This is a genomic window from Agromyces mediolanus, assembly GCF_044917495.1.
GTDB lineage: Bacteria > Actinomycetota > Actinomycetes > Actinomycetales > Microbacteriaceae > Agromyces > Agromyces mediolanus_B.
Window position 1 is genome coordinate 186,101 of the sequence record NZ_JAVSSI010000007.1, and the last position, 23,589, is coordinate 209,689.

The following is a 23,589-nucleotide window of genomic DNA, read 5'->3' on the forward strand; positions in this document are numbered from 1 at the left end:
ACGAGCCCGCAGCTGGGCGGGCCGGAATCGAGCCGAGGAGTACGTGCACATGAAAGCGCTGCAGTACCGCACGATCGGGGCCGCCCCCGAGATCGTCGAGATCGAGAAGCCCGAGCCCGGGCCCGGCGAGGTGCGGATCCGCGTCACCGCCGCCGGAGCCTGCCACTCGGACAGTTTCATCATGGGCCTGAACGAGGAGCAGTACGTCTACGGACTGCCGCTCACCCTCGGCCACGAGGGCGCGGGCGTCGTCGACAAGCTCGGCGAGGGCGTCACCGGCGTCGAGGTGGGCGAGGCCGTCGCGGTCTACGGGCCGCAGGGCTGCGGCCGGTGCGTGCAGTGCGCGCAGGGCAAGGAGAACTACTGCGAACGCGCCGCGGAGCTCGGCATCCGCCCGCCCGGTCTCGGCGCTCCGGGCGCGATGGCCGAGTACCTCCTCGTTCCCGACGCGCGATTCCTGCTGCCGCTCGGCGACCTCGACCCGGTCGAGCACGTCGCGCTGACCGACGCCGGGCTCACCCCGTACCACGCGATCAAGATGTCGCTGCCGAAGCTCGTGCCCGGCAGCACCGCCGTTGTGATCGGCGCGGGCGGACTCGGCCACGTCGCGATCCAGCTGCTGCGCGCGCTGTCGCCCGCGACGGTCGTGGCGCTCGACGTCAGCCAGGACAAACTGCGGCTCGCGACCGAGGTCGGGGCGCACCACGTGTTCCCCTCGGATGCCGAGGCGGCCGACCGGGTGAAGGAGCTCACGGGCGGGAAGGGCGCTGCGGCGGTGTTCGACTTCGTCGCCATCCAGCCGACGATCGACGCCGGCCACGCCATGCTCGCGGTCGAGGGCGATCAGGTGCTCGTCGGGGTCGGCGCGGGCGCGGTGCCGGCGGGCCTCCTCGCCTCGCCCTACGACTCGACGGTGCGGGCACCGTACTGGGGCTCGCGCGCCGAGCTGTTCGAGGTCTTCGAGCTCGCGCGCGCCGGGCTCGTCAAGATCGAGACGGAGCGCTTCTCGCTCGACGAGGCGCCCGAGGCCTACCGCCGACTGCACGACGGCACCCTGCGCGGTCGCGCGGTCGTCGTGCCCTGACCCCGCTCCGCGACCGGGAACGACGGATGCCCCGGGGCCGATCGGCCCCGGGGCATCCGCGCGTCCGAACGATCGGACGCCGCACGGACGGTCAGCTGCAGGTGATGACCGTGCCGTCCTCGAGCTGCCAGACGCCGGAGCCGAGCTCGGCGCACGCGGCGACGAGGCTGCCCCCGGCGGCGATCGCGACGATGATGGCGATCACGGTCGCGATGATGCCGAGCGCGAGCAGGATCGAGCCGACGATGATGCCCGCTTTGGCGGGACCGTTCTTCTGGCCGGCCTTCTTCGACTGCGAGTTCGCCACGATGCTCAGGATGAGGCCGATGAGCGGCAGGAAGATCGCGAGGATGAGGCCGGCGATGCCGAGGCCCTTGCCCGGGTAGGTGTCGCCGGCCGGGGCGGGCGCGTAGGCCGGCTGGGCCTGCGGGGCGCCGTACGCGGGCTGCCCCTGCGGCGCGCCGTACGCGGGCGGCGCGGCCGGCGGAGCCGCGGGCGGGGCGCCGTAGGCCGGGGCGGCCGGCTCGGCGGGAGCGGCAGCCGGCTCGGCGGGCGCGGCCGGAGCCTCGTACGCGGGCGGCGGGGCGGCGGGCGGAGCCGCGGGCTCGGCCGGCGCGGCGGCGGGCGCCGCCGGCTCGACGGGGGCGGCGGTCTCGGCCGGCACGGCCGGCTCGACCGGCTGCTGCGGCTCGCCCTGGGGGGCGTTGGGGTCGGTCATGATGACTCCTCCGGGTCGCGGACATGGTCCGGGGAGTGTCGCCCCCCGACTGGCCGATCGTAGCGCCACCGGGCGACGGCGGGCCACCATCGGGCGCGATCCGCCCGATCGGCGGCCCGGTTCCGGAACGGAGCCGGGAACGGCGGATGCCCCGGGCGAGTCGCGCCCGAGGCATCCGCCGTCCGTCGGAGCGGCTCAGCGGCCGGCGTTCGCCGCCTGCAGGAGCTGCTCGATCTGCTCGTGCGACACCGGGACGCCGGGGAAGCCCACGAGCCGGCCGATCGGGAACGAGGCCATCATCTTCTCCATGCCCTCGTCGTCGGCCATCGCCGCCATTCCGGGGTTGTCGCCGAAGAGGCCGCCCAGCGCCTGCGCCACGATCGGGCCGGCGACGGGGTCGCTCATGAGGTCGCCGATCGACGACTCCATCGTGAGCGGGATCCGCACCGCGTCGCCCGCGACGGCGACGCTCGCCTCGGCCCGGAGGTCGCGGCTCGAGGCGCCGACCGACACGAGGTACTCGCCGCCCTCGACGACCCAGCGGTCGACGCGGACGTCCCAGTAGGCGAGGTCCTCGCGGCGCACCCGAATCTCGACCTGCTGCGACGCGCCCGCGGCGAGCTCGACGGAGGCGAAACCCTTGAGCTCGCGCGGGGCGCGCTGCACGGCGCTGGCGCCGAGCGAGGTGTACAGCTGCACGACCTCGCGGCCGTCGCGCTCGCCCGTGTTCGTCACCGTGACCCGCGCGACGAGTCCGCTCGCGTCGGCCGACACGACGAGGTCGGAGTACGCGAAGGAGGTGTACGAGAGCCCGTGACCGAAGGGGTATCGCACGGCGGCGTCGCGGGCGTCGTACCAGCGGTAGCCGACGAAGAGCCCCTCGCCGTAGCGGACGTGCCCGAACTCGCCCGGGAAGTCGAGGAACGCCGGTGTGTCCTCGAGCCGGAGCGGGATCGTCTCGGTGAGCCGCCCGGAGGGGTTCACGACGCCGTACAGCACGTCGGCCACGCCGCCGCCGCCGGCCTGGCCGCCGAGCCAGCCCTCGACCACGGCCGAGACCTCCTCGGCGAACGGCAGCTCCACCACGCCGCCGTTCGCGAGCACGACGACGACGTTCGCGTTGGCGGCGCGCACGGCAGCGAGCAGCTCGAGCTGCGCCTCGGGCAGCCGCAGGTGCTCGCGGTCGAAGCCCTCCGACTCCGCTGCGGCGGGCAGACCCAGGAAGGCGAGCACGACGTCGGCGCCCTCGGCCGCGGCGACGGCCTCGGCGATGAGCGCCGGGTCGGCGGCGGCCTTCGCGTCGAGCGTGAAGCCGGGCGCGAAGACGGGAGCGGCGCCGGCGAGCGCGGCGATCTCCTCGAGCGCGGTGTCGAGCCGGGTCGGGTTGATCAGCGAGGAGCCCGCGCCCTGGTAGCGCGGCGTCCGCGCGAACTCGCCGACGACGGCGACGCGGGTGCCGGCGGCGAGCGGGAGCACGCCGTCGTTCTTCAGCAGCACGACGCCGCGGGCCGCGGCCTCGCGGGCCAGGGCGTGGTGGGAGTCGACGTCGTACGAGGCATCCGCGTCGGCGCCGGCGACCGCCTTCTGCGCGAGCTCGACGGCGCGCGTCGCCGCGAGGTCGAGCGCCGACTCGGCGAGCCGGCCGTCCCGCACCGCCTCGACGAGCTGGGCGTCGGTGCGGCCGTCGGAGGACGGCATCTCGAGATCGAGTCCGGCGGGAAGCCCCGCGACGCGGTCGTTCACCGCGCCCCAGTCGCTCACGACGAGCCCCTCGAAGCCCCACTCGTCGCGGAGCACCTTCGTGAGCAGCCACGGGTCCTCGCTCGCGTAGACGCCGTTGATGCGGTTGTACGAGCACATCACGGTCCACGGCTGCGCGTCCTCGACGACCCGGTGGAAGCCGCGCAGGTAGATCTCCCGCAGCGGTCGCGGGTCGACGTCGCTCGACGCGCGCATGCGGTCGAACTCCTGGTTGTTCGCGGCGAAGTGCTTCAGCGAGGCGCCGACGCCCTGCGACTGCAGGCCGCGGACGAGGGCCGCGCCGAGCGCGCCGGAGACGATCGGGTCCTCGGAGAGGTACTCGAAGTTGCGCCCGCACAGCGGCGAGCGCTTGATGTTGATGCCCGGCCCGAGGAGGACGCCGACGCCCTCGGCCCGCGCCTCCTCGCCGAGTGCGCGCCCGACGCGTTCGGCGAGCTCCGGGTCCCAGGCCGAGCCGAGCGCGACGGCGGGCGGGAAGCACGTCGCCGGCACGCTGTCGGCGAGGCCGAGGTGGTCGCTGGAGCCGCGCTGCAGGCGCACGCCGTGCGGGCCGTCGGTCAGCACGATGGACGGGATGCCGGCGCGCTCGACCGCCTTCGTGCCCCAGAAGCTCGCGCCGCTCGTGAGCGACGCCTTCTCCTCGAGCGTGAGTTCCGCGACGAGCTCCGCCGCGTCGCGCGCGGCGAACTCGGCGGTCTGGTCGATGGTGTCGGTCATACCGATGCTCCTTCGTAGGGTGACGCCGGCCGGGCGTCGAGCGGTGCCGGGACGGCCCGGCGGAAGAGTGGCTTGCCGTAGTCCCGCTCGAGCAGGGTCGCGAACGCCCACCAGAGCACGAGCGTCGCCGAGGCGCCGCCGATCACGCCGAAGACGGCGTCCGAGAACCAGTGCGCGTTGATGAGTGTGCGCTGCCAGATCATCCCGACCGCGATCAGCCCGCCGACGAGCCACCACCAGCGCCGCTTCGCGACGGGCAGGAGGGCGGCGACGCCGACGAGCAGGATGCCGGCGCTCACCGAGTGCCCGGAGGGGAACGAGCCGTGGTCGACCTGGAACAGCGGCCCGAAGAGGTTCGCGGCCGCGTCGTCGGCCGGGCGCGGCCGGTCGACGAGGTTCTTCACGAGCTGGGATACGAGGAAGGTGCCGCCGAACTCGGCGGCGAGGAAGAACAGCGCCGAGCGCCAGCGGCGGACGACGAACAGCCAGATCGGGATGAGCAGGATGGTGAGCACCGCGCCCGGCAGTTCGCCGAGGTACTGGAAGAACATCGGCAGCGCCCACGTCTCGCCGCCGGTGCCCGGAGCGAGCCCGACGACGGCGCGCCAGGCGTCGTCGAGGGGCTGGGTGAAGGGGTGCTCCACGTCGGCCGCGACGGCGAACGCGAACACCGCGAAGAGGGCCAGGCCGACGAGGCCGGTGACGAGCAGCACCCGGGGGCGGCGCGGCCGCGAGGCATCCGCGGTCATCGCACGGCCTTGATCGGCCAGACGGCGAAGGCGCCGAGCACGGAGAGGACGATCGCGACCGGGAACAGTCCCGCGAAGCCGAAGGCGAGCACGATCGCGCCGGCGACGCCGGGGGCGAGGGTCTGCGGCAGGGTCGCGGCCATGTTCACGACGCCGAGGTCCTTCGCGAACGACTTCGCCGACGGCAGCACCTCGCTCATGAGCGCCGTGTCGACCGCCTGGAACATGCCGAAGCCGAGGCCGGAGATGAAGGTCATGATCATCCAGGCGGTGACGTCGGGCCAGACCCACGGCAGCAGGAACGCGAGCCCCGTGACGACCGAGGAGGCGAAGACGAAGATCTTGCGGCGGCCGAGCTTGTCGGAGAGGGGCCCCGAGACGATCGTCGCGATGAGGATGCCGGCGAGGCTAATCAGGCCGAGCACGGGGATGACGTCCTGCGGCCGCTCGACGCCGAAGTAGTCGGTGAGCAGGTAGAGCTGGTAGCCGGTCACGGCGAAGTAGCCGGTGTAGAGCAGCAGCCGCCCGGTGAAGGCCCAGAAGAAGTCGGGGTGCTTGACCGGGTTCACCCAGAAGGTGCGCAGGAAGTCGCCGAGCTTGAACGGTTCGACGGGGAGGTCCTTCGAGGAGTGGTCGGGGTTGAACACGATGAAGAGCGTGAGCACCACGATCGCGATCGCGGCGAAGGTGAGGTAGCCCGCGGCGATGCTCTCGAAGAAGAGCGAGCCGACGACCTGACCGCCGAGGGCGCCCACCATGAGGCCGATGCCCGAGAGGGCGGCGAAGGTACCGCGGCGCTTCAGCGGCACCCGGTCGGGCATGACGGCGCTGAGCGGCCCCTGCGCGAAGTTGTAGGTGATCTGCACGAGGGTCCAGGCGATCACGACGCCGACGAGCGAGTCGGCGAAGGCGAGGCCGACGAGCGACAGGCCGCCGGCGAGGGCGCCGAGGAAGATCCACGGCGCGCGGCGGCCGAAGCGCGAGCGCGTGCGGTCGGAGATCTGCCCGGCGATGGGCTGGGCGATCATGGCGCAGAATGCGCCGATGGTCGCGACGATGGCGAGGTTCGCGACCTTGTCGGCCTCGCCGAACAGCAGGGTGACCTGCTGCGGGAGCAGGATGCCGGGGACGGCGCCCCAGATCAGGAAGATGCCGAGGTTCGCGGGGATGATCCAGCCGAGGAGCCGGCCGACGCCCGTGATCGGGGCGGGCGGGTCCTCGTTGCCGGCGGCCTCCTCGACGAAGGCGGCGGCGGCTTCGAGGGATTCGGGATCGTCGGGTCGGGATTCGGCGGCGGGCTGCGGAGCGGACGACATCGTCATCGGGGGAAGTCCTTCCAGGAGGCCTCGTCATCGAGGCGGTGCGAAAACCATACGCCACTCGGTTTTGCTCTGCAAGCGACTACGATTCACGTATGGCACGCAGGGGTTCGTACGCGAAGGGCATCGCGAAGCGCGAGGAGATCCTCACCGCCGCGCTCGACGTCATCGCCCGCAACGGCTACGGGCGCGCCTCCGTGCGCGAGCTCGCCGACGCCGTCGGCCTCAGCCAGGCCGGCCTGCTGCACTACTTCTCCTCGAAGGAGGAGCTCTTCGCGGAGATCCTGCGCAAGCGCGACGAGGTCGACCGCGAGGTCCTCGAGGCCGCCGATGCCGACCACGAGCTCAGCATGATGGACGGCTTCGTCCAGGTGATGCGCCACAACGCCGACGTGCCCGGGCTCGTGCAGCTCTACGCCCGGCTCTCGGCGGAGGCCACCGAGGCCGACCACGCCGCCCGCCCCTTCTTCACGGAGCGGTTCCGGATCTTCCGTGAGATGTCGGTGGAGAGCATCCGCGAGGGCCAGCGCGACGGCACGCTCCGCGCCGACCTCGACCCGGAGAAGATCGCGAGCCTGCTCCTCGCCGCCGCCGACGGGCTGCAGACCCAGTGGCTGATGGACCCCTCGATCGACATGGGCGATCACATCGAGTACCTGCTCGCGTCGCTGAAGCCGCCGGCCGCGGAATGACCGGGTCGCTCGCGAGCGCCGACGTCGGCCGGCACAACCTGGCGCTCGTCGCCGGCCGGCTCGCGGCGCTCGGCAGCGCGAGCCGCAGCGAGCTCGCGACCGCGACGGGCCTCGCGCGCGGATCGGTGACCGCCCTCGTGCGGCGCCTGGAGCACGACGGGCTCGTGCGCGAGACCGCATCGATCGCCCCGACGGGCAAGGGCCGCCCGCGTACGCTCCTCGAGTTGAGCGGCGACCACCTCGCGATCCTCACCGTGCTGATCGACGCCGACCGCGCGGTCGCCGTCGCCTCCTCCCTGCGCGGCGAGCGCCTGCACCGCGCCGAACGCCGGCACGGCCGACCGATGGGCGACCCGGCCCGGGTGGCGGACGTCGCCGCGGCCGTCGTCGGCGAGCTGCTCGCCGAGCTCGAGCCGGCCGGGCGCCGGATCGCCGAGGCATCCGTCGTCGCCTGGGCCCCGGTCGGCGGGGACCCCGCCGTCGTGCTGGCCGACACCGATCTCGACTGGGGCACGGTCGATCTGCTCGCACTCCTCGCCGAGCGCTCGCCCACGATCGCCGCGCTCGCCCGCGCCGGGCGGCTGCGCCTGCTCGCCGACACGGCCGTGGCCGCGGTCGCCGAGCACCTCGACACGGGACGCCCGGCGGAACTGCTGTACCTGAAGAGCGACTCGGGCATCGGTGGCGCGATCGTCGTCGACGGCGCCCCGCTCGACGGCAGCCACCACATCGCGGGCGCGCTCGGCCACCTGCCGGTCGTCCCCGAGGGCGCGGCCTGCGGCTGCGGGCAGCGCGGATGCCTCGTCACGGTCGCCGGCCCCGACGTCCTCCTCGCCGCCGCCGGACTCGACGCGCTCGCCCGCGAGGCGGGCCTCACCGCGGCGCTCCGCGTCTTCGTCGACCGCATCCGGGCCGAGGAGCCCCGCGCGGTCGCGGCCTGGCGGAGCGGTCGCGCCGAACTGGCCCGGGCGCTGCAGATCCTGGTCATGGCGATCGATCCGACGGTGATCGTGCTCGGCGGCTACCTGGCCGAGCTGGCCGACGAGCTCGGCGAGGCGCTCGCGGCCATCCAGCCCGGCATCGACGGGCGGTACCTGACCCCGCCTCGGGTGCTCGGCAGCCGCCTCGGCGCGGATGCGGCGCTCGTCGGCGCCGAGCGCACCGCGGTGGCGCGGCTCCTCGCCGATCCGGCGGCCCTCGCTCGCGACTGAGGACCCGCGACTCGGAGCTGCGGCTCGGGATGCCTCCATCTGGGCCGCCGGCCCCGGCGCATTCCCCGCCAGAGGTGGATACGCTCTGGACTTCCGGCGATGGATGTCGGTCGGTTCGCGTACGCTCGATGCATCGGGATACCACGACGAACGGGTGCGCAGCATGATGGAACGGAATCGACCACCGCACATGACCGCGCGCTGGCCGGCGCGTCTCGTCGTCGCCGCACTGCTGCTCGGCACGGGCGCCCTCGTCGGCTGGTCCGTCTCGGCCGTCTTCGTCCCGCCGAGCGATGCGCTCGCCACCAGCGGCTCCACGCACGTCGAAGTGGTCGCCGGCGAGGTCGGCTCCTCGGTGCAGCTGACGACCGTGGCGTCGTGGCCGCAGACGCCGGCGGGCACGAACCGCGCGGCGGGCACCGTCACCTCGGTCGCGGTGGGCCCCGGCGACGAGGTGCGCGACGGCGCCGAGCTGTACTCGGTCGACCTCCGTCCGGTCGTCGTCGCGACCGGCACGGTGCCGGCGTTCCGCCCGCTCGGCCGGGCGAGCGAGGGCGCCGACGTGCAGCAGCTGCAGCAGCTGCTCGCCGAGCTCGGCCACTACGACGGCCTCGTCGACGGCGAGTTCGGCCCGCTCACCGAGGCGGCGGTGAAGCGCTGGCAGGAGTCGCTCGACGTACCGGCCGACGGCGTCGTGCAGGCCGGCGACCTCGTCTTCGTGCCGGAGCTGCCGGGCCGCATCTCCCTCGACGACGAGCTCGTCCGCCCGGGTGCCGGGCTGGTCGGCGGCGAGGCGGTGGTCTCCACGCTGCCCGCCGAACCGCAGTTCGTGATCCCGGTCGGGCGCTCCCAGGCGGCGTCGATGCCGCCCGGCACGGCCGTGGCGATCCAGGCGCCCGACGGTGCGAGCTGGCAGGCGGTCGTCGCCGAGCAGCTCCCCTCCGGCGAAGCCGACGACCAGCTCGCGCTCGTGCTCGGCGGGGCCGACGGCGCATCCATCTGCGGCGCGGGCTGCGGCGCGCTGTCCGCACGCGGCGACACTCCGCTGCCGTCCACCGTCGTGACCGCCGAGACGGTGCGGGGCCTCGTCGTCCCGGTCGCGGCACTCGGTTCCGCGGCCGACGGCACCGTGGCGGTCGTCGACGAGCGCGGCCGCAGGCATCCCGTCGAGGTCGTGGCGGCCGCGCGCGGCATGGCCGTCGTCGAGGGGGTCGACGCGGGGCTCCGCGTCCGCGTCCCCGCACCCGAGGGCGGCGACCCGGCGGCCGAGGGATGAGCCGGCCTCCGCATGCGGTGCTCAGCGCCGAGCGCGTCTCCTTCCGCTACGAGCCGGCGACCCCGCTGCTCGACGACTGGTCGGCGACGTTCGACCGGGGCGAGCTCGTCGCCGTGACCGGGCCGTCCGGCCGCGGCAAGTCGACGGTGCTCTATCTGCTCGGGCTCATGCTGCGCCCGACGGCGGGCGAGGTGCTGCTCGACGGCGAGCCGATGCAGTCCCGCCCCGATCGCGAGCGCGCCGCCCATCGCGCCGCCCGGTTCGGCTTCGTCTTCCAGGACGCCGCGCTCGATACCACCCGCACCGTGCTCGACAACGTGCTCGAGACCGCCCTGTACCGGGGCGACGACCGCCGGCGGTCCCGGCACCGGGCGCACGAGCTGCTCGAACGGTTCGGGGTGGCGCTCCGCGCCGACGCGAGGCCCGGACAGGTCTCGGGCGGGCAGGCGCAGCGCATCGCGCTGTGCCGGGCGCTCCTCGGCGACCCGCGGATCGTGCTCGCCGACGAGCCGACGGGCAACCTCGACCCCGCGTCGAGCGAGGTCGTGTTCACCGCGCTGCGCGAGCAGGCCGCTCGCGGGGCGGCGGTCGTCGTGGTGACGCACGATCCGGCGCTCGTCGGCCGGTGCGACCGGGAACTGGTCCTGTGAACGCCGTCCGGCGGGCGCGCGCGCTGCTGCGGGAGGCGCTCGTCTCGGCCCTCGCCCAGCCGGTCGGGTCCGTGCTCGGCTTCGTCATGGTCGCCGGGATGTGCGCGGCGGTGCTCCTCACCTCGGGCCGCACGGTCGCGGCCGAGCAGCAGGTCGTCGCCTCGATCGACTCGGCGGGCACCCGCGCCATCGTCGTCCGCGCCGAGCCCGACGCGGGGCTCGACGTCTCGGTGCTCGACCGCCTCGCCCACATCGACGGCATCGAGTGGGCGGGAGCGTTCGGGCTCTCCGAGGATGCGCGCAACACCGCATTCCCCGACGGCGCCCCGGTCGCGCTGCGCCGGGCCTGGAGCGACGACTGGGCCGGGCTCGGGCTGCCGGCGCAGCCCGGGGTCGCGCTCGGCGAGGCGGCGTACGCCTCCGACGCAGCGCTGGCGCAGCTGGGCATGGCGGAGGCCGCCGGCGGCATCGCCGTGCGCGGCGGCACCGCCTACGCGATCGCCGGACGCATCGGGACGCCCGAGCACCTCGCGTTCCTCGAACCGCTCGTCATCGCCCCGCAGTCGGGGGCGGAGCGGGCGGCGCCGGTCGGCGCACTCGTCGTGATCGCGACGCGGCCCGAGCTCGTGGCGCCCGTGACCGACACCGTCCGCACGCTGCTCGACGTCACCGATCCGGACACCGTCGAGATCCGCAGCAGCGAGGCGCTCGCAACCCTCCGCGGGCTCGTCGGGGGGCAGCTCGGGGCGCACGGACGCGCGCTCACGCTCGGCATCCTGGGCGGCAGCGCGCTCCTCGTCGCCGTGCTGCTGTTCGGCATGGTGACGCTCCGCCGCAAGGACTTCGGCCGGCGACGCGCCCTCGGCGCCTCGCAGCGGCTGATCGTCGCCCTCGTGACGACGCAGACGGCGATCACCGCGACCGCGGGCGCCGCCGTCGGCTCGGCGGTCGCCGCGGCGGTGCTCTGGCTCTCCGGCGATCCGGTCCCCGAGTTCGCGTACCTGATCGGCGTCGACGTCCTCGGGGTGCTCGTCGCGACGCTGGCCGCGCTCCTGCCCGCCCTGTCCGCGGCGCGGCGCGAGCCGATCGCGGAGCTCCGGGTGCCGTAGCGGTGCGGGCCGTTGCGCTGCCGACCGGGTTCACCCGCCCGAGGCCCGCTGTTCGACTCGGTCGAGCCAGGCGTCGAGCGCCGGGAGCGCGAGATAGGCGATCGTGGAGTGCGTGGCGCCCGGCACGACGGTCTCGGTGACGTCGACGCCGAGCGACCGCTCGCGGGCGACGAACTCGGCGGTGTCCGCGGGCAGCACGAGCCGGTCGTCGGCTCCCTGCGCGACGAAGAGGGGGACGTCGATCGCGGTGCGTCCGGCGGAGTTCTCCTCGAGGAGACCGGCCCAGGGCTCGATGGCCGTCGGGTCGTGCGCGAAGAAGTCGCCGACGAGCGGCTCGGCGATCGCGTGCAGCCGATCGAGCTCTGGCAGGAGGCACAGCCGGTTCATCTCCGGGAGCTGTGCGATCGCCTCCGGGGTGAGCACCGTGTCGAGCTCGGCGCCGGGCATGGTCGGACCGTACACGTCGGCGTACGCGGCGAAGGCGTAGGACCCGATCGTGACGCCCGAGAGGTCGTCGAGGTGCGAGCCCATGAGGGCGGTGAGGTCGGCCGCCGGCGCGGCGGCCGCGACGGCGGCGATCTCGAGCTCCGGGGCGTAGGCGGACGCCTGTTCGGCGGCGAAGAGCACCGCCTGTCCGCCTTGGGAGTGCCCCCAGAGCACGACGCGGTCGCCAGCCGCCGCCGCCTCGATCGCCTGCGCCGCGCGCACGCCGTCGAGCACGGAGTGCGCGGCGGTGACCCCGACGAGGTATGAGTCGGGTCCCGCGGTGCCCATTCCGGCGTAGTCCGTGGCCACGACCGTGTAGCCGCGGTCGAGCATCAGGCGCAGCCCCTCGATACCGAGGAACGGGTCGTCGCTGCGGGACGGCGCGCAGTCGGGCGAGGTGCCGGTGGTCGGATGCCCCCAGGCGAGCACCGTGCGCTCGCCCATGACCGGGCGGAGCGGGGTGACCACGATGCCCGTGACGGCGATCGGGGTTCCGTGAAGGTCGGTCGAGCGGTACATGATGCGCCAGCCGCGGCTCGCGAGGGGGACGCCGGCGAGCGGCTCGCTCCGGATGATCGTGCCGGGCGCGCCCGTGAGCTCGGCCGCAGCGGGCGCGGCGTAGAACGCGGCGAGGCCGGGGCGTTCCGCCGCGTCGCCCAGCGTGCGCAGGGCCTCCGCCGCCGTGAGCGTCGCGACGATGCCGAGCACGTAGGCCGCGACGAGCAGGCGAGCGCGACGACGTCGGGCCGCTCGCTCCGATGCGCGCCGCGGCCGGCCGGTCGCCGCGGCGGGCCCGGTCTCCCCGTCGGTCGCGTTCTGACTCACGCGGCGATCCTCGCAGATCGCGACCCGCCCGCACACATAATTCGAGACTTGAAGTTTTGCATGCCGCGCGGCACACTGGTGCCACGGATTCCGAACGGCGCTCGGGATTCAGCCTCTGCCTCACCCCACCCGCACCGGCCCACTCGACGATGAGGAGCCCCATGTCCATGCAGCCCCCGATCGACCCCGCCGCGGAGCTCGCCCCCACGGGCGCCATCTCCGCCACCGAGCCCGTGCCGGGCGACCCGCCCGCGAGCCCGCCGCCGACGCGGCGCACCCTCCCCGGCATCCTGCTCGTGGCCCTCACCCTCTTCGCGACCTACGGCGGGCTCATCGCGATCCTCCTGCCCATCCAGGTCGCGATGATCGACGAGGCGAACAAGGTCGCGAACCTCGCGATCGTCTCGACCGTCTCCTTCGTCTTCACCCTCTTCGCCCAGCCGATCGTCGGCGCGATCAGCGACCGCACCCGCACCCGCTTCGGCCGCCGCGCCCCGTGGATGGTGGGCGGCGCGCTCATCGGCGGCATCCTGCTGTTCGGCCTCGGCATGCTCGACTCGATCCTCTGGGTGACGATCTTCTGGGTGCTGATCCAGGTCTCGCTGAACGCCCTCCAGGGCCCGCTGTCGGCGATCACGCCCGACCGTTTCCCGCGCGACAAGCGCGGCGCCGCGAGCGCGATGTTCGGCATCGGCACGCAGCTCGGCATGACCATCGGCGTGATGATCGCCGGCCAGTTCGCGACGAACTTCGGCGTCGGCTACTCGGCGTTCGGCGTCGCGATCATCGTCGTCACCGTGGTCTACGTGCTCATCGACCGCGACTGGTCCTCGAAGGACGCGGCCATCGAGCCGTGGAGCTGGAAGCGCTTCCTCGGCGGCTTCTGGGTGAGCCCGCGGCAGCACCCGGACTTCGCCTGGGCGTTCGCGGCGCGCTTCCTGCTCATGCTCGGCTACTTCGTCGTCGCCGCCTTCCAGCTCTACATCCTCACCGACTACATCGGCATGTCGCTCGAGGGCGCCGCCGGGGCGACCGTGACGCTCACGCTCGTCTCGCTCGTGCCCACGCTCGTGGCCATCGCGCTCTCCGGCTGGTGGAGCGACCGGATCGGCCGGCGCAAGGTGTTCATCTACGTCGCCTCGGTCATCATGGTCGCGGGCTTCACCATGCCGCTCCTCATGCCGAACATGACCGGCATGATCGCGATGGCCGTCATCAACGGCATCGGCTTCGGGCTCTACATGTCGGTCGACGCCGCGCTCATGAGCGAGGTGCTGCCGGGCGACGGCGCGGCCGCGGGCAAGGACCTCGGCATCCTGAACATCGCGACGAACATCCCCCAGGCGATGAGCGCCGCGGTCGCCGGCACCATCATCGGCGTGCTCGGGGGCTACCCGATGCTCTTCGTCTTCGGCATCGTATTCGTCATCATCGCTGCGATCGCCACCGCCCCCATCAAGAGCGTGCGTTAGGAGCACTGCATGTCGCACACCCCCGCCACCGAGCCCCGCCACTCGGCATCCGCCATCGACACCGCCGAGTTCGTGGAGGTGGACACCCTCGCCGGCCGGGTCCGCGGCCGCTGGCGTCCGACCGTCCGCCGCGCGGGCGACGCGAGCGGCGGCCGGGGCGCCGAACGCTCGGCGGCGTTCCTCGGCATCCCCTTCGCAGAGGCGCCGGTTGGCGAGCTGCGCTTCGCGGCCCCGGTGCCGAAGGCGCCGTGGACCGGGGTGCTCGACGCGCTCGAGTTCGCGCCCACCGCGCAGCGCGGCGACCCGGGGGTGACGCTCATCCCCGAGCCGAGCGTGCCGGGCGAGTCGACGCTGAACGTCAACGTGTTCACGCCGTCGCCCGCAGCGCCCGCCGACGGCGGGGCCGGGCTGCCCGTGCTCGTGTGGATCCACGGCGGCGGCTACTTCGCCGGCTCCCCCGCGAGCCCCTGGTACGACGGCCGCAGCTTCAACCGCGACGGCGTCGTCACCGTCACGATCTCCTACCGGCTCGGCTTCGACGGGTTCGGTTGGATCGCGGATGCCCCGTCGAACCGCGGCGTCCGCGACTGGCTGCTCGCCCTCGAGTGGGTGCAGCGGAACATCGCCGCGTTCGGCGGCGACCCCGGCCGGGTGACGATCGCCGGGCAGTCGGCCGGCGGCGGGGCGGTGCTCACCCTGCTCGGCATGCCGGCGGCGCAGCGGCTGTTCCACGGCGTGTACGCCCTGTCGGGAGCGCTCGCCGACGTCGCGCCGGCGCGCAGCGAGGCGTTCGGGCGGGCGCTCGCCGAGCAGGCGGGCGTCGAGCCGACGCGGGCGGGCTTCGGCAGCCTCCCCGAGGAGCGGATCCTCGAGCTGCAGAAGCGGGCGACGGAGCTCGGCCCGGACTCGCTCGGCTCGATCATCGACGAGGGGCTGCCGCTCGGCCCCACGATCGACGGCGAGCTCCTCGAGCGGCCGACGCTGGAATCCCTGGCGGCCGGGGTCGGCCGAGACATCCCGCTCGTGCTCGGCGCGACCGACGACGAGTTCACGATGGCGTTCGCCGAGGCGGAGAAGAAGCTGCGCTGGGTCCCGAAGTCGTTCCTGCTGAAGAAGCTCGGCATGCCGAAGGAGCGCCTGAAGCCCTACCTGCGCGCGAACGCCGACGTCGCCGCGAAAGGCACGGCGCGGATCGCCGGGCGCTTCCTCAGCGACCGGATGTTCCGCACCGCGCTGCTCCGCGTCGTCGAGGCGCGCGAGGCCGGCGCGGGCGCGGCGGGCGCGGGTTCGGCGGCAGCGGGTGCGGGTTCGGCGGCACTGGGCACGGATGCCTCGGCCGGCACATGGCTCTACCGCTTCTCGTGGCCCTCGGGGACGTTCGGCTTCGCCGAGCACTGCCTCGACGTGCCGTTCTTCTTCGACTGCCTCGACGGCCCCGCGATGGTGCCGCTCGCCGGCCCGAACCCGCCGCAGGGGCTCGCCGACGAGCTGCACACCGCCGCCGTCTCCTTCATCGACCGGGGCGATCCCGGCTGGCCCGCCGCGCACGGCGCGACCCCGACGGCGAAGGTGTGGGACATCCCCTCCAGGGTGCAGCCCGACGCCTACGCCTCGGTCGCTCCCCTCCGCTGACCGCCGACCCACTGCCCGCCCGCCCGCGCCCGCGCCCTGCCCGCTGCCTGCCCCTCCCCACACCTGCCCGTCCCCTGCGAGTTGCACGACGGAACGCGCGGCACGCCCCCGCAGCACGGCGCGGCGCGCGTTCCGTCGTGCAACTCGCCGAACCGGCAGGGTGCGGGCGGGCAGGCAAGCGGGCGGGCGCAGGCAGGCAGGCCCAGGCCGGGGTCAGCGGCGGCGGAAGCGCGCCGTGAGGCCCCAGCCCGTGACCCGCAGCATCGCCTCGAGCACGATCCCGACGCTCATCTTCGAGCGTCCGAGCTCGCGCTCGACGAACGTCACGGGCACCTCGACGACGGCGAGCCCCGCCTCGTGCGCGTGCCAGAGCATGTCGACCTGGAAGCCGTACCCCTTCGTGTGCACCTCGTCGAGCCGCATCCGGCGCAGCCCCTCGGCGCGGAAGGCCCGGTACCCGGCGGTCGCGTCGCGGGTCGGCAGCCGCAGCACCCATCGCGCGTAGGCGCTGCCGCCCCGGGACAGCAGCTCCCGGTACCTGGGCCAGTTCTCGATGCGGCCGCCCGGGATCCAGCGCGAGCCGATGACGAGGTCCGCCTCGGCGTCGAGCGGTGCGAGGAGCGCGTCGAGCTGCTCGGGCAGGTGGGAGCCGTCGGCATCCATCTGCACGATCGGGTCGTACCCCGCGGCGAGCGCCCAGCCGAAGGCGTCGAGGTAGGCCGCACCGAGCCCCTCCTTGCCCGCCCGGTGGCGCACGAGCACCTGCGCGTCGGCGGCGGCGAGCTCGTCGGCGAGCGCGCCGGTGCCGTCGGGCGAGGCGTCGTCGACGACGAGCACCGCGGCGGCGGGCACCGCTCGCCGAACCCGGCCGACGATCGCGGCGAGGTTCTCACGTTCGTTGTACGTGGGGATCACCACGAGCGGGCTGGGCATCCCTCGAATCGTAACCGGTCGGTGACCGCTCAGCGCACGCCGCGCATGAGCCGCAGCACGCCGCGGCTGCCGACCGCGAGCGCGAGGCCGAGCACGATCGCGATGCCGCCGAGCACCCCGAAGTAGCCGACCTCGGTCGCCGCCGAGTAGAACTCCGCGAGCCGGCCCGAGATCGCGGTGCCGAGCGCCACCGAGAGGAAGAACAGCGCGACCATCTGCGTGTGGAACACCTCGGGCGCGAGCTTCGTCGTGACCGACAGGCCGACGGGCGAGAGCAGCAGCTCCGCGACGGTGAAGACGAACAGGATGCCGATGATCGCGAGCAGCGGGGTGGAGTTCGGGCCGCCGCCCGCGAACGGGATGAACAGCAGGAACGCGACGCCCATGATCGCCGTGCCGAGCGCGAACTTCACGGGAGTGGACGGCTGACGCGCGCCGAGCTTCGTCCAGATCGCGGCGAAGACGCCCGAGAGGATGATGATGAACACGGGGTTGATCGACTGCACCCACGACACCGGCATCTCCCAGCCGAAGAGGTCGCGGTTGAGCTGCTTGTCGCTGTAGATGGTGAGCACGGTGAACTGCTGCTGGTAGAGCGACCAGAACGCGACGCTCGCGATGAACAGCGGGATGAAGCCGACGACGCGGCTGCGTTCGGTCGCACTGATCCGGCGGCTGGAGAGGATGACCGCGAAGTACGCGATCGCCGCGACGATCGTGGCGCCGATCACCCAGGTGACGAGGTTCTCCGCGGTGATGAGCCCGGTCGCGACGAGCACCGCGATGACGACGACGCCGGCGACGCCGACGCCGATCGCGAGACCGATTCGTCCGCGCGGCAGCGGATTCGGGACGACGGATGCCTCGGCCGGCAGCCGCTTGCGGCCGAAGGAGTACTGCAGGAGGCCGATCGCCATGCCGAGCGCGGCGAGCCCGAAGCCCCAGTGGAAGCCGAGGGTCGACTGCAGCAGCCCCGTGAGGATCGGCCCGAGGAAGCCGCCCAGGTTGATGCCGAGGTAGAAGATCGAGAAGCCGGCGTCGCGGCGCACGTCGTCCGGCGCGTAGAGGGTGCCGACGACGCTCGTCGCGTTGGCCTTCAGCCCGCCGGAGCCGAAGGCGACGAGCACGAGGCCGACGCCGACTCCCACGAAGCCGGGCAGCAGGGCGAGCGCGAGGTGCCCGGCCATGATGACGATGGCGCTGAAGAACAGCACGCGCTCGCTGCCGAGCAGGCGGTCGGCGATCCACGCGCCGAGGATCGTCGAGAGGTAGACCCCGCCGCCGTAGGCGCCGACGATGCCGGCGGCGGAGGTCTCGGGCAGGCCGAGGCCGCCGTCGGCGACCGAGTAGTAGAGGTAGATGAGCAGGATGCCCTGCATGCCGTAGAAGCTGAACCGCTCCCACATCTCGACGCCGAAGATGTTCGCGAGCGCCCGCGGCTGCCCGAAGAAGCCCCGGTCGTTCCGGGCATCCTGATCGGTCGTGGCGTGCTGATCCCCCATGCCGCTCACCCTACTCCCGCCCCGATTCCGCCCCCGCCCGCCGCTCCCTCTCGAGTTGCCCGACTTTCATGGAAATCGGGCAACTCGAGAACAGCAGCGGGACGGCGTCGTCAGGCCAGGCGGCCCGTGCGGGCGACCTCGCCGAGCCAGGCGAGGCTCGGCTTCGGGTGCCGCTCGAAGGTCTCGCGGTCCCAGCCGATCAGGCCGAAGGTGGGCGCGAAGCTCCCCCACTCGTAGTTGTCGAGGGCCGACCAGTGCAGGTAGCCGCGCACGTCGACGCCGTCGGCGAGGCATCCGGCCACCGTCTCGAGCGCGCCCCGCGTGTAGTCGATGCGGCGCGCGTCGTCGGCGGTCGCGATGCCGTTCTCGGTGACGTAGACGGGCACGCGGCTGCGCGACCAGGCGTTGCGGATGCCGTCGCCCACCGCCGGCGGGTAGTACTCCCAGCCGGTGAGGGTGCGCTCCGCGCTCTCCGGGATCGGCAGCGGGCCCTCGGGTCCGATCTTCGTACGGGTGTACGCCTGCACGCCGACCCAGTCGTCGCCCTCGGCGGCGTCGAGGAAGACGTCCTCGCGGGAGCGGCCGTAGTCCGCGGCGACCTGCTCCGATCCGGGCTCGGGCTGGTAGGCCTGCGTGGCGATCGTCCAGCCCGCCTGCGCCCCGGCGCCGCGCACGAGCTCGACCGCGCGCCGGTGGGCGGCGATGAGCCGATCGGTGACCGCCGGCACGCCCGGGGGCAGTCCGATCGAGGGGAAGCCGACCGCGGGGTCGGCGAGCACCGACACCATGTTCGGCTCGTTGATGGTGCAGACGTGCGCGACGTCGTCGAGGATCGGCAGCGCGATCTCGACGAAGCGCGCGAAGTGGTCGACCGAGGCATCCGTCAGCCACCCGCCCTCGCGGGCGAACCAGACGGGGTTCGTGAAGTGGTGCAGCGTCACCGAGGGCTCGAGCCCGAGCGAACGGGCCGTGTCGACCATGCGCCGGTAGTGATCGAGCATGGCCCGCGAGACGAAGCCGCGCTCCGGTTCGATCCTCGCCCACTCGATGCTGAAGCGGTAGGCGTTCAGCCCGGCGCCGGCGAGCAGCGCCATGTCCTCCGGATAGCGGTGGAAGCTGTCGGCGGCGTCGCCCGAGGGCTCGGCGACGGGCGGCCCGGGCAGGTGCCCGTGCTCGCGCTGCCACCAGTCGGAGTTCACGTTGTTGCCCTCCACCTGGTGGGCCGCGGTCGCGGCGCCCCAGAGGAAGCCGTCGGGGAAGGCGGGGTTCGTCATGCGGTGCTGGTCTCCTGAGTCGTTCGGATGGCGGATGGATCGGATGCCGGAGCTCGGCCGGATGCCCCGGCCGCCCGGCTCACTTGATGCCCGTGAGCGCGATGCCCTGCACGAAGTAGCGCTGGAGCACCACGAAGATGGCGAGCACCGGCACGACGACCACGACGGCGCCGGCCATCATGAGGCCGTACTGCGCGGCGTTCTGGCCGACGGAGTAGAGCGCGAGCGCCACCGGCAGGGTGTACTTGTCCTCGCTCGTCGCGACGACGAGCGGCCAGAGGAAGTTGTTCCAGCTGGCGAGGAAGGTGAGGATCGTGAGGGTCGCGACGGCGGGCCCGCAGAGCGGCATGATCACCCGGAGGAAGATCCGCCACTCGCTCGCCCCGTCGATGCGCGCCGCCTCGATGAGCTCGTCCGGCAGCGACAGCATGAACTGGCGCATCAGGAACACCCCGAGCGGGGTGATCAGGAACGGCAGGATGAGGCCCGGGTACGAGTTCACGAGGCCGAGGTTCGCAGTGAGCACGAAGAGCGGCACGAAGGTCACGACGCCCGGCACCATGAGGGTCGCGAGCACGAGGCCGAAGAGCAGCCGCTTGCCGCGGAACTCGAGCTTCGCGAGCGCGTAGCCCACCATCGAGGAGAACACGATGTTGCCCGCGGTCACGAAGAACGCGACGATCAGGCTGTTCGCGAAGTAGCTCGCGAAGTCGAGCCGGCCGAACAGCTGCGCGTAATTGTCGAGCGTCGGATCGATCGGCCAGAAGTTCGTGGGGTGCTGGCGGATCTCGGCGTTCGTCTTGAACGAGCCGAGGATCATCCAGACGAACGGCATCACCATCGCGACGAGTCCCGCCGCGAGCACCAGGTACAGCCACCAGCGACGGGCGCCGCGGCGGCGTCGCGGCGGGCGCGCGGCCGTGCGTGGGGCGGCCGTGCCGACGGGCGGGACGACGGATGCCTCGGCCGCGGCGCCGGCCGCGGCGGGCGGGTCGGTGAGCTGGGTCATGTCAGTCCTTCCGTCCGAGGAAGCGGAACTGGATGAGCGAGAGCGCGACGATCGCGAGGAACAGCACGTAGCTCGCGGCGGAGGCGTAGGAGTAGTTGCCGAAGCCGAACTGCTGGTAGGTGTACATCGCGGTCGAGAGCGTGGAGTCGAGCGGGCCGCCGCGGGTCATCACGAAGGGCTCCTCGAAGAACTGGAGGAAGCCGATGCCGGTGATCACGGCCGCGAACAGCAGCGTCGGCCGGAGCGCCGGGAGGGTGATCGAGCCGAAGCGCTGCCACGCGTTCGCGCCGTCGACCATGGCCGCCTCGTGGTGCTCCTTCGGCACGCCCTGCAGGCCCGCGAGGAAGATCACCATGAGCGTGCCGATGTTGCGCCAGACGGCCATCATGATGAGCGAGGGCAGCGCCCAGCTCGTCGACTGCAGCCAGTTCGGGCCCTCGATGCCGAACCAGCCGAGGAAGGCGTTCAGCAGGCCGTCGGGCTGCAGGATGAATCGCCAGACGATGGCGATGGCGACGATGCTCGTGACGACCGGGGCGTAGTAGCCGACCCGGAACACGGTGCGGAACTTCGCGATCCCGGTGTTCAGCGCGAGCGCCACGGCGAGCGCGAGCGCCATCGTGACGGGCACGCCGACGAGCACGAAGATGCCGGTGTTCAGCAGCGAGCGCACGAAGCGCGGGTCCTCGAAGAGGCGCAGGTAGTTGTCGAGGCCGACGAGGTTCACGTTGAACGGGGTCTGCAGGTCGCGCGTCGTCAGGTCGGTGAAGCTCATCCCGAGCGAGGCCACGATGGGGCCCGCCATGAAGACGAGGAAGAGCACGACGAACGGCGCCGCGAAGCCCCAGGCGACGAGGGTTGCGCGCCGGCTCCGGCGCCGCGCCGCACGGGCGCGGGCCGGGGCCGGCGTGGGCAGGGCGGTCACGACCGGATCACTGCCCCGTGCCGATGGACTCGGCCTGCTGCTGCACCGAGCTCAGGGCGTCGTCGACGCTCGACTCGCCGCGGGCGACCTTCTCGAGCTCCTGGTCGATGACGGCCGAGACCTGCGCCCAGGTCGGGATGGCGGGCGGCGCCTTCGAGTCGGTGAGCTGCTCGCCGAAGACGCTGAGGTAGGGGTCGTCGGCGAAGGTCGTGTCGTCCCAGGCGGCCTCGACGCTCGGCAGGTCGGTGGAGACGTCGTACCAGGCGATCTGCGTCTCGGGCTGGCTCAGCCAGCGCACGAACTTCCACGCGGCATCCCGGTTGCCGCTGTCGTCGAAGACGGCCAGGTTGCCGCCGCCGGTGAAGCTCGTGCGGCTGTCGGCGCCCGGCACCATCGCGACGGCGAACTTGTCGGCGAAGTCGGCGCCGCCCTGCTCGAGCAGGAGGCTCACGTGGAACGGGCCGCTGAAGAAGGAGCCGACGTCGCCGGCGATGAACTTCTGCTCGATCTCGCCGCCCTCGAGGCGGACGGGCTCGGCGATGCCGTCCTCGAAGAAGCTGGCGTAGAACTCGAACGCCTCCTTCCACTCGGGGCTGTCGAGCGCGAAGCTCTGCCCGTCGTCGGCGAGGATGTCGCCGCACTGCTGCCAGGCGAGCGGCGCGACGTACTGCCAGGAGTCGAAGCCGCCGGGCGGCAGCGAGACGCCGGAGGCGGCGCCCTGCTCGTGCAGGGCCTTCGCGAAGGCGTGGTACTCGTCCCAGGTCGCGGGGGCCTCGACCCCGGCGGCCTCGGCGAGGTCGGTGCGGTAGTAGAGCACGCGGGTGTCGACGTACCAGGGCACGCCGTAGGCGGTGCCGTCGACGACGGTCGTGTCCCAGGAGCCGTCGAAGAAGCTGCCCTCGTCGACGAGGCCCTCCGGGGTCGGCTCGAAGGCGCCTGTGGCGGCGAACTCGCCGACCCAGGTGGTGCCGAGCATCGAGATGTCGGGGGTCTCGCCGCCCGCGATGGCGGTGGCGATGCGGTCGTGCGCGCTCTCCCAGGGCACGGCGGTGACGTCGATGGTGACGTCGGGGTTCTCCTCCTCGAACTTCGCGGCGAGCTCGCCGAGGACCTCGCCCTCGTTGCCCATCGCCCAGATCTCGACGGTGCCCTTCGCGGGCTGGTCGTCGATCGCGCCCTTGCTCTCCTGGCCGCCGCCGGCGGCTCCGTCGCTCCGCCCGCAGCCGGCGAGCACGGTCGCGCCGACCGCCATGACCGCCCCGGCGAGCAGGGCGCGGCGCGCCATCCGGTGTGATCTCCATCGATTCATCGTTCGGCCTCCATCGGTCGTGGTCCGCACGGCAGGGGGTTGTCTCCGCCGGATCCGGTCGCGGCGCTCGGCCGCGACCGGCCCACCATAACCCAAAAACCTTACAACCGATAGGTTTTCATGCTCAGGTGCGATAGATTCGGTCCATGCAGGACGACGAGGCGCAGCGCACCGCGCCGGACGCGCGCGGCGGAGCGGACGAGACCCCGACGACCGCGGATGCCCCGGGGCATCCGGATTCCCCCGCCCGCACCCGCGGCGCGCGCGGCAGCTACGCGAAGGGCCAGGCGAAGCGGCAGGAGATCGTTGACGCCGCGCTCGTCGTCTTCGGCCGCAGCGGCTACCACAGCGGCTCGTTGCGCGAGATCGCGAAGCGCGTGAACCTCACGCCCGCCGGCCTCATGCACCACTTCTCGGGCAAGGACGAGCTGTTCAGCGAGGTGCTCCGCCAGCGCGACGCCCACGTGCAGGCCGCAGCCGGCGACGTCTCCGAGTCGACCCTGCTCGAACAGGTCCGCAAGGTCGTCGCCTACAACCAGACGACGCGCGGGCTCACCTCGCTCTACACGGTGATCTCCGCGGAAGCCACCGACAGCGAGCACCCCGCGCACGAGGAGTTCGCCCGCCGCTACGCCGTCTCTGCGGCCTCCTCGAGCCAGGTGCTCGCCGACGCGCAGCGCGACGGGCTGATCCGCGCCGACATCGACACGGCGCACGCCGCTCGGCTCATCTCGGCGGTCATGGACGGGTTGCAGCAGCAGTGGCTCCTCGACGACTCGGTCGACATGACCGCCCTCTTCGACGAGTTCGTGCGCGGCTACCTCCTCCCCCCGCCGCCCGCTACCTGACCCCACCCGCCTGACCCCCCCCGCCCGTCCGCCCCCCCCCCCGCCCGGCTTGGGGAAGTGGGTGGTGGTGTGAATTAGTTTCTCAAAC

At 73.0% G+C, this 23,589-nt stretch carries 20 protein-coding genes; 9 read left to right on the forward strand and 11 right to left on the reverse strand.

The window, feature by feature from the left end; translation table 11 throughout:
• The first annotated feature begins 49 nt into the window (after nucleotides 1-49).
• A complete protein-coding gene (locus ROT00_RS12110) occupies nucleotides 50-1,084 on the forward strand; it encodes an NAD(P)-dependent alcohol dehydrogenase (protein ID WP_404775173.1) in 1,035 nt (344 codons plus the stop codon).
• Nucleotides 1,085-1,175: 91 nt separating this feature from the next.
• Here ROT00_RS12110 and ROT00_RS12115 read toward each other — a convergent pair whose 3' ends face one another.
• The 4 genes from ROT00_RS12115 to ROT00_RS12130 form a co-directional block, all read right to left on the reverse strand.
• On the reverse strand, nucleotides 1,176-1,802 hold the full coding sequence (locus tag ROT00_RS12115; RefSeq protein ID WP_404775175.1) for a DUF4190 domain-containing protein: 627 nt from the start codon (nucleotides 1,800-1,802) through the stop codon (nucleotides 1,176-1,178).
• 195 nt (nucleotides 1,803-1,997) lie between these two features.
• Nucleotides 1,998-4,280: a glycoside hydrolase family 3 C-terminal domain-containing protein gene (locus ROT00_RS12120; RefSeq protein ID WP_404775177.1), complete on the reverse strand. Its 2,283-nt coding sequence runs from the start codon at nucleotides 4,278-4,280 to the stop codon at nucleotides 1,998-2,000.
• On the reverse strand, nucleotides 4,277-5,029 hold the full coding sequence (locus ROT00_RS12125; RefSeq protein WP_404775178.1) for a phosphatase PAP2 family protein: 753 nt from the start codon (nucleotides 5,027-5,029) through the stop codon (nucleotides 4,277-4,279). The genes ROT00_RS12120 and ROT00_RS12125 overlap by 4 nt, the downstream gene beginning before the upstream one ends.
• Complete coding sequence (locus tag ROT00_RS12130; protein WP_404775180.1) at nucleotides 5,026-6,351, reverse strand: MFS transporter; 1,326 nt, start codon at nucleotides 6,349-6,351, stop codon at nucleotides 5,026-5,028. The genes ROT00_RS12125 and ROT00_RS12130 overlap by 4 nt, the downstream gene beginning before the upstream one ends.
• A 92-nt stretch (nucleotides 6,352-6,443) precedes the next feature.
• On the opposite strand from ROT00_RS12130, the gene ROT00_RS12135 reads away from it, so the two are divergent.
• The 5 genes from ROT00_RS12135 (at nucleotide 6,444) to ROT00_RS12155 (ending at nucleotide 11,286) form a co-directional block, all read left to right on the forward strand.
• Complete coding sequence (locus tag ROT00_RS12135) at nucleotides 6,444-7,040, forward strand: TetR/AcrR family transcriptional regulator (RefSeq protein ID WP_404775182.1); 597 nt, start codon at nucleotides 6,444-6,446, stop codon at nucleotides 7,038-7,040.
• Nucleotides 7,037-8,251 (forward strand): ROK family protein, encoded by a 1,215-nt coding sequence (locus ROT00_RS12140; protein ID WP_376934355.1) that lies wholly within the window; start codon nucleotides 7,037-7,039, stop codon nucleotides 8,249-8,251. The genes ROT00_RS12135 and ROT00_RS12140 overlap by 4 nt, the downstream gene beginning before the upstream one ends.
• A 190-nt stretch (nucleotides 8,252-8,441) precedes the next feature.
• Nucleotides 8,442-9,527: a peptidoglycan-binding protein gene (locus ROT00_RS12145; protein ID WP_404775184.1), complete on the forward strand. Its 1,086-nt coding sequence runs from the start codon at nucleotides 8,442-8,444 to the stop codon at nucleotides 9,525-9,527.
• Nucleotides 9,524-10,177 carry an ABC transporter ATP-binding protein gene (locus ROT00_RS12150; RefSeq protein ID WP_404775186.1) on the forward strand — a complete coding sequence of 218 codons (654 nt, stop codon included), beginning with the start codon at nucleotides 9,524-9,526 and terminating at the stop codon, nucleotides 10,175-10,177. The genes ROT00_RS12145 and ROT00_RS12150 overlap by 4 nt, the downstream gene beginning before the upstream one ends.
• Entirely contained in the window at nucleotides 10,174-11,286 is a 1,113-nt protein-coding gene (locus ROT00_RS12155) for an FtsX-like permease family protein (protein ID WP_404775188.1), read from the forward strand. The genes ROT00_RS12150 and ROT00_RS12155 overlap by 4 nt, the downstream gene beginning before the upstream one ends.
• Nucleotides 11,287-11,316: 30 nt before the next feature.
• Here ROT00_RS12155 and ROT00_RS12160 read toward each other — a convergent pair whose 3' ends face one another.
• Complete coding sequence (locus ROT00_RS12160; protein WP_404775190.1) at nucleotides 11,317-12,597, reverse strand: alpha/beta fold hydrolase; 1,281 nt, start codon at nucleotides 12,595-12,597, stop codon at nucleotides 11,317-11,319.
• 161 nt (nucleotides 12,598-12,758) lie between these two features.
• Between ROT00_RS12160 and ROT00_RS12165 the strand changes: the two genes are divergently transcribed.
• Together ROT00_RS12165 and ROT00_RS12170 are read left to right on the forward strand one after the other, a co-directional pair.
• Complete coding sequence (locus tag ROT00_RS12165; RefSeq protein WP_404775192.1) at nucleotides 12,759-14,069, forward strand: MFS transporter; 1,311 nt, start codon at nucleotides 12,759-12,761, stop codon at nucleotides 14,067-14,069.
• 9 nt (nucleotides 14,070-14,078) lie between these two features.
• On the forward strand, nucleotides 14,079-15,701 hold the full coding sequence (locus tag ROT00_RS12170; RefSeq protein ID WP_404775194.1) for a carboxylesterase/lipase family protein: 1,623 nt from the start codon (nucleotides 14,079-14,081) through the stop codon (nucleotides 15,699-15,701).
• A 213-nt stretch (nucleotides 15,702-15,914) separates the two neighbouring features.
• Here the strand turns inward: ROT00_RS12170 and ROT00_RS12175 are convergent, their stop codons facing one another.
• The 6 genes from ROT00_RS12175 to ROT00_RS12200 form a co-directional block, all read right to left on the reverse strand.
• Nucleotides 15,915-16,634: a polyprenol monophosphomannose synthase gene (locus ROT00_RS12175; RefSeq protein WP_404775196.1), complete on the reverse strand. Its 720-nt coding sequence runs from the start codon at nucleotides 16,632-16,634 to the stop codon at nucleotides 15,915-15,917.
• A gap of 29 nt (nucleotides 16,635-16,663) precedes the next feature.
• Entirely contained in the window at nucleotides 16,664-18,136 is a 1,473-nt protein-coding gene (locus ROT00_RS12180) for a peptide MFS transporter (RefSeq protein WP_404775198.1), read from the reverse strand.
• 110 nt (nucleotides 18,137-18,246) lie between these two features.
• The gene (locus ROT00_RS12185; RefSeq protein WP_404775200.1) at nucleotides 18,247-19,410 is read right to left on the reverse strand and encodes a glycoside hydrolase family 1 protein; all 1,164 of its coding nucleotides are present in this window, start codon (nucleotides 19,408-19,410) and stop codon (nucleotides 18,247-18,249) included.
• A 79-nt stretch (nucleotides 19,411-19,489) separates the two neighbouring features.
• Nucleotides 19,490-20,419, reverse strand: coding sequence for a carbohydrate ABC transporter permease (locus ROT00_RS12190; RefSeq protein WP_404775202.1), 930 nt, complete (start codon nucleotides 20,417-20,419; stop codon nucleotides 19,490-19,492).
• Between the two features lies 1 nt (nucleotide 20,420).
• Nucleotides 20,421-21,344 (reverse strand): carbohydrate ABC transporter permease, encoded by a 924-nt coding sequence (locus ROT00_RS12195; RefSeq protein ID WP_229781666.1) that lies wholly within the window; start codon nucleotides 21,342-21,344, stop codon nucleotides 20,421-20,423.
• Between the two features lie 7 nt (nucleotides 21,345-21,351).
• Nucleotides 21,352-22,629 carry a sugar ABC transporter substrate-binding protein gene (locus ROT00_RS12200; protein ID WP_404775204.1) on the reverse strand — a complete coding sequence of 426 codons (1,278 nt, stop codon included), beginning with the start codon at nucleotides 22,627-22,629 and terminating at the stop codon, nucleotides 21,352-21,354.
• A gap of 170 nt (nucleotides 22,630-22,799) precedes the next feature.
• Between ROT00_RS12200 and ROT00_RS12205 the strand changes: the two genes are divergently transcribed.
• The gene (locus ROT00_RS12205; RefSeq protein WP_404775206.1) at nucleotides 22,800-23,501 is read left to right on the forward strand and encodes a TetR/AcrR family transcriptional regulator; all 702 of its coding nucleotides are present in this window, start codon (nucleotides 22,800-22,802) and stop codon (nucleotides 23,499-23,501) included.
• Nucleotides 23,502-23,589 lie beyond the last annotated feature (88 nt).

Coding starts and splice junctions, on each gene's coding strand:
- ROT00_RS12135 (WP_404775182.1), top strand. CDS start 6,444: ATGGCACGCAGGGGTTCGTACGCGAAGGGCATCGCGAAGCGCGAGGAG.
- ROT00_RS12125 (WP_404775178.1), bottom strand. CDS start 5,029: ATGACCGCGGATGCCTCGCGGCCGCGCCGCCCCCGGGTGCTGCTCGTC.
- ROT00_RS12110 (WP_404775173.1), top strand. CDS start 50: ATGAAAGCGCTGCAGTACCGCACGATCGGGGCCGCCCCCGAGATCGTC.
- ROT00_RS12145 (WP_404775184.1), top strand. CDS start 8,442: ATGACCGCGCGCTGGCCGGCGCGTCTCGTCGTCGCCGCACTGCTGCTC.
- ROT00_RS12120 (WP_404775177.1), bottom strand. CDS start 4,280: ATGACCGACACCATCGACCAGACCGCCGAGTTCGCCGCGCGCGACGCG.
- ROT00_RS12185 (WP_404775200.1), bottom strand. CDS start 19,410: ATGACGAACCCCGCCTTCCCCGACGGCTTCCTCTGGGGCGCCGCGACC.
- ROT00_RS12115 (WP_404775175.1), bottom strand. CDS start 1,802: ATGACCGACCCCAACGCCCCCCAGGGCGAGCCGCAGCAGCCGGTCGAG.
- ROT00_RS12165 (WP_404775192.1), top strand. CDS start 12,759: ATGTCCATGCAGCCCCCGATCGACCCCGCCGCGGAGCTCGCCCCCACG.
- ROT00_RS12170 (WP_404775194.1), top strand. CDS start 14,079: ATGTCGCACACCCCCGCCACCGAGCCCCGCCACTCGGCATCCGCCATC.
- ROT00_RS12190 (WP_404775202.1), bottom strand. CDS start 20,419: ATGACCCAGCTCACCGACCCGCCCGCCGCGGCCGGCGCCGCGGCCGAG.
- ROT00_RS12130 (WP_404775180.1), bottom strand. CDS start 6,351: ATGACGATGTCGTCCGCTCCGCAGCCCGCCGCCGAATCCCGACCCGAC.
- ROT00_RS12150 (WP_404775186.1), top strand. CDS start 9,524: ATGAGCCGGCCTCCGCATGCGGTGCTCAGCGCCGAGCGCGTCTCCTTC.
- ROT00_RS12175 (WP_404775196.1), bottom strand. CDS start 16,634: ATGCCCAGCCCGCTCGTGGTGATCCCCACGTACAACGAACGTGAGAAC.
- ROT00_RS12140 (WP_376934355.1), top strand. CDS start 7,037: ATGACCGGGTCGCTCGCGAGCGCCGACGTCGGCCGGCACAACCTGGCG.
- ROT00_RS12180 (WP_404775198.1), bottom strand. CDS start 18,136: ATGGGGGATCAGCACGCCACGACCGATCAGGATGCCCGGAACGACCGG.
- ROT00_RS12205 (WP_404775206.1), top strand. CDS start 22,800: ATGCAGGACGACGAGGCGCAGCGCACCGCGCCGGACGCGCGCGGCGGA.
- ROT00_RS12200 (WP_404775204.1), bottom strand. CDS start 22,629: ATGGCGCGCCGCGCCCTGCTCGCCGGGGCGGTCATGGCGGTCGGCGCG.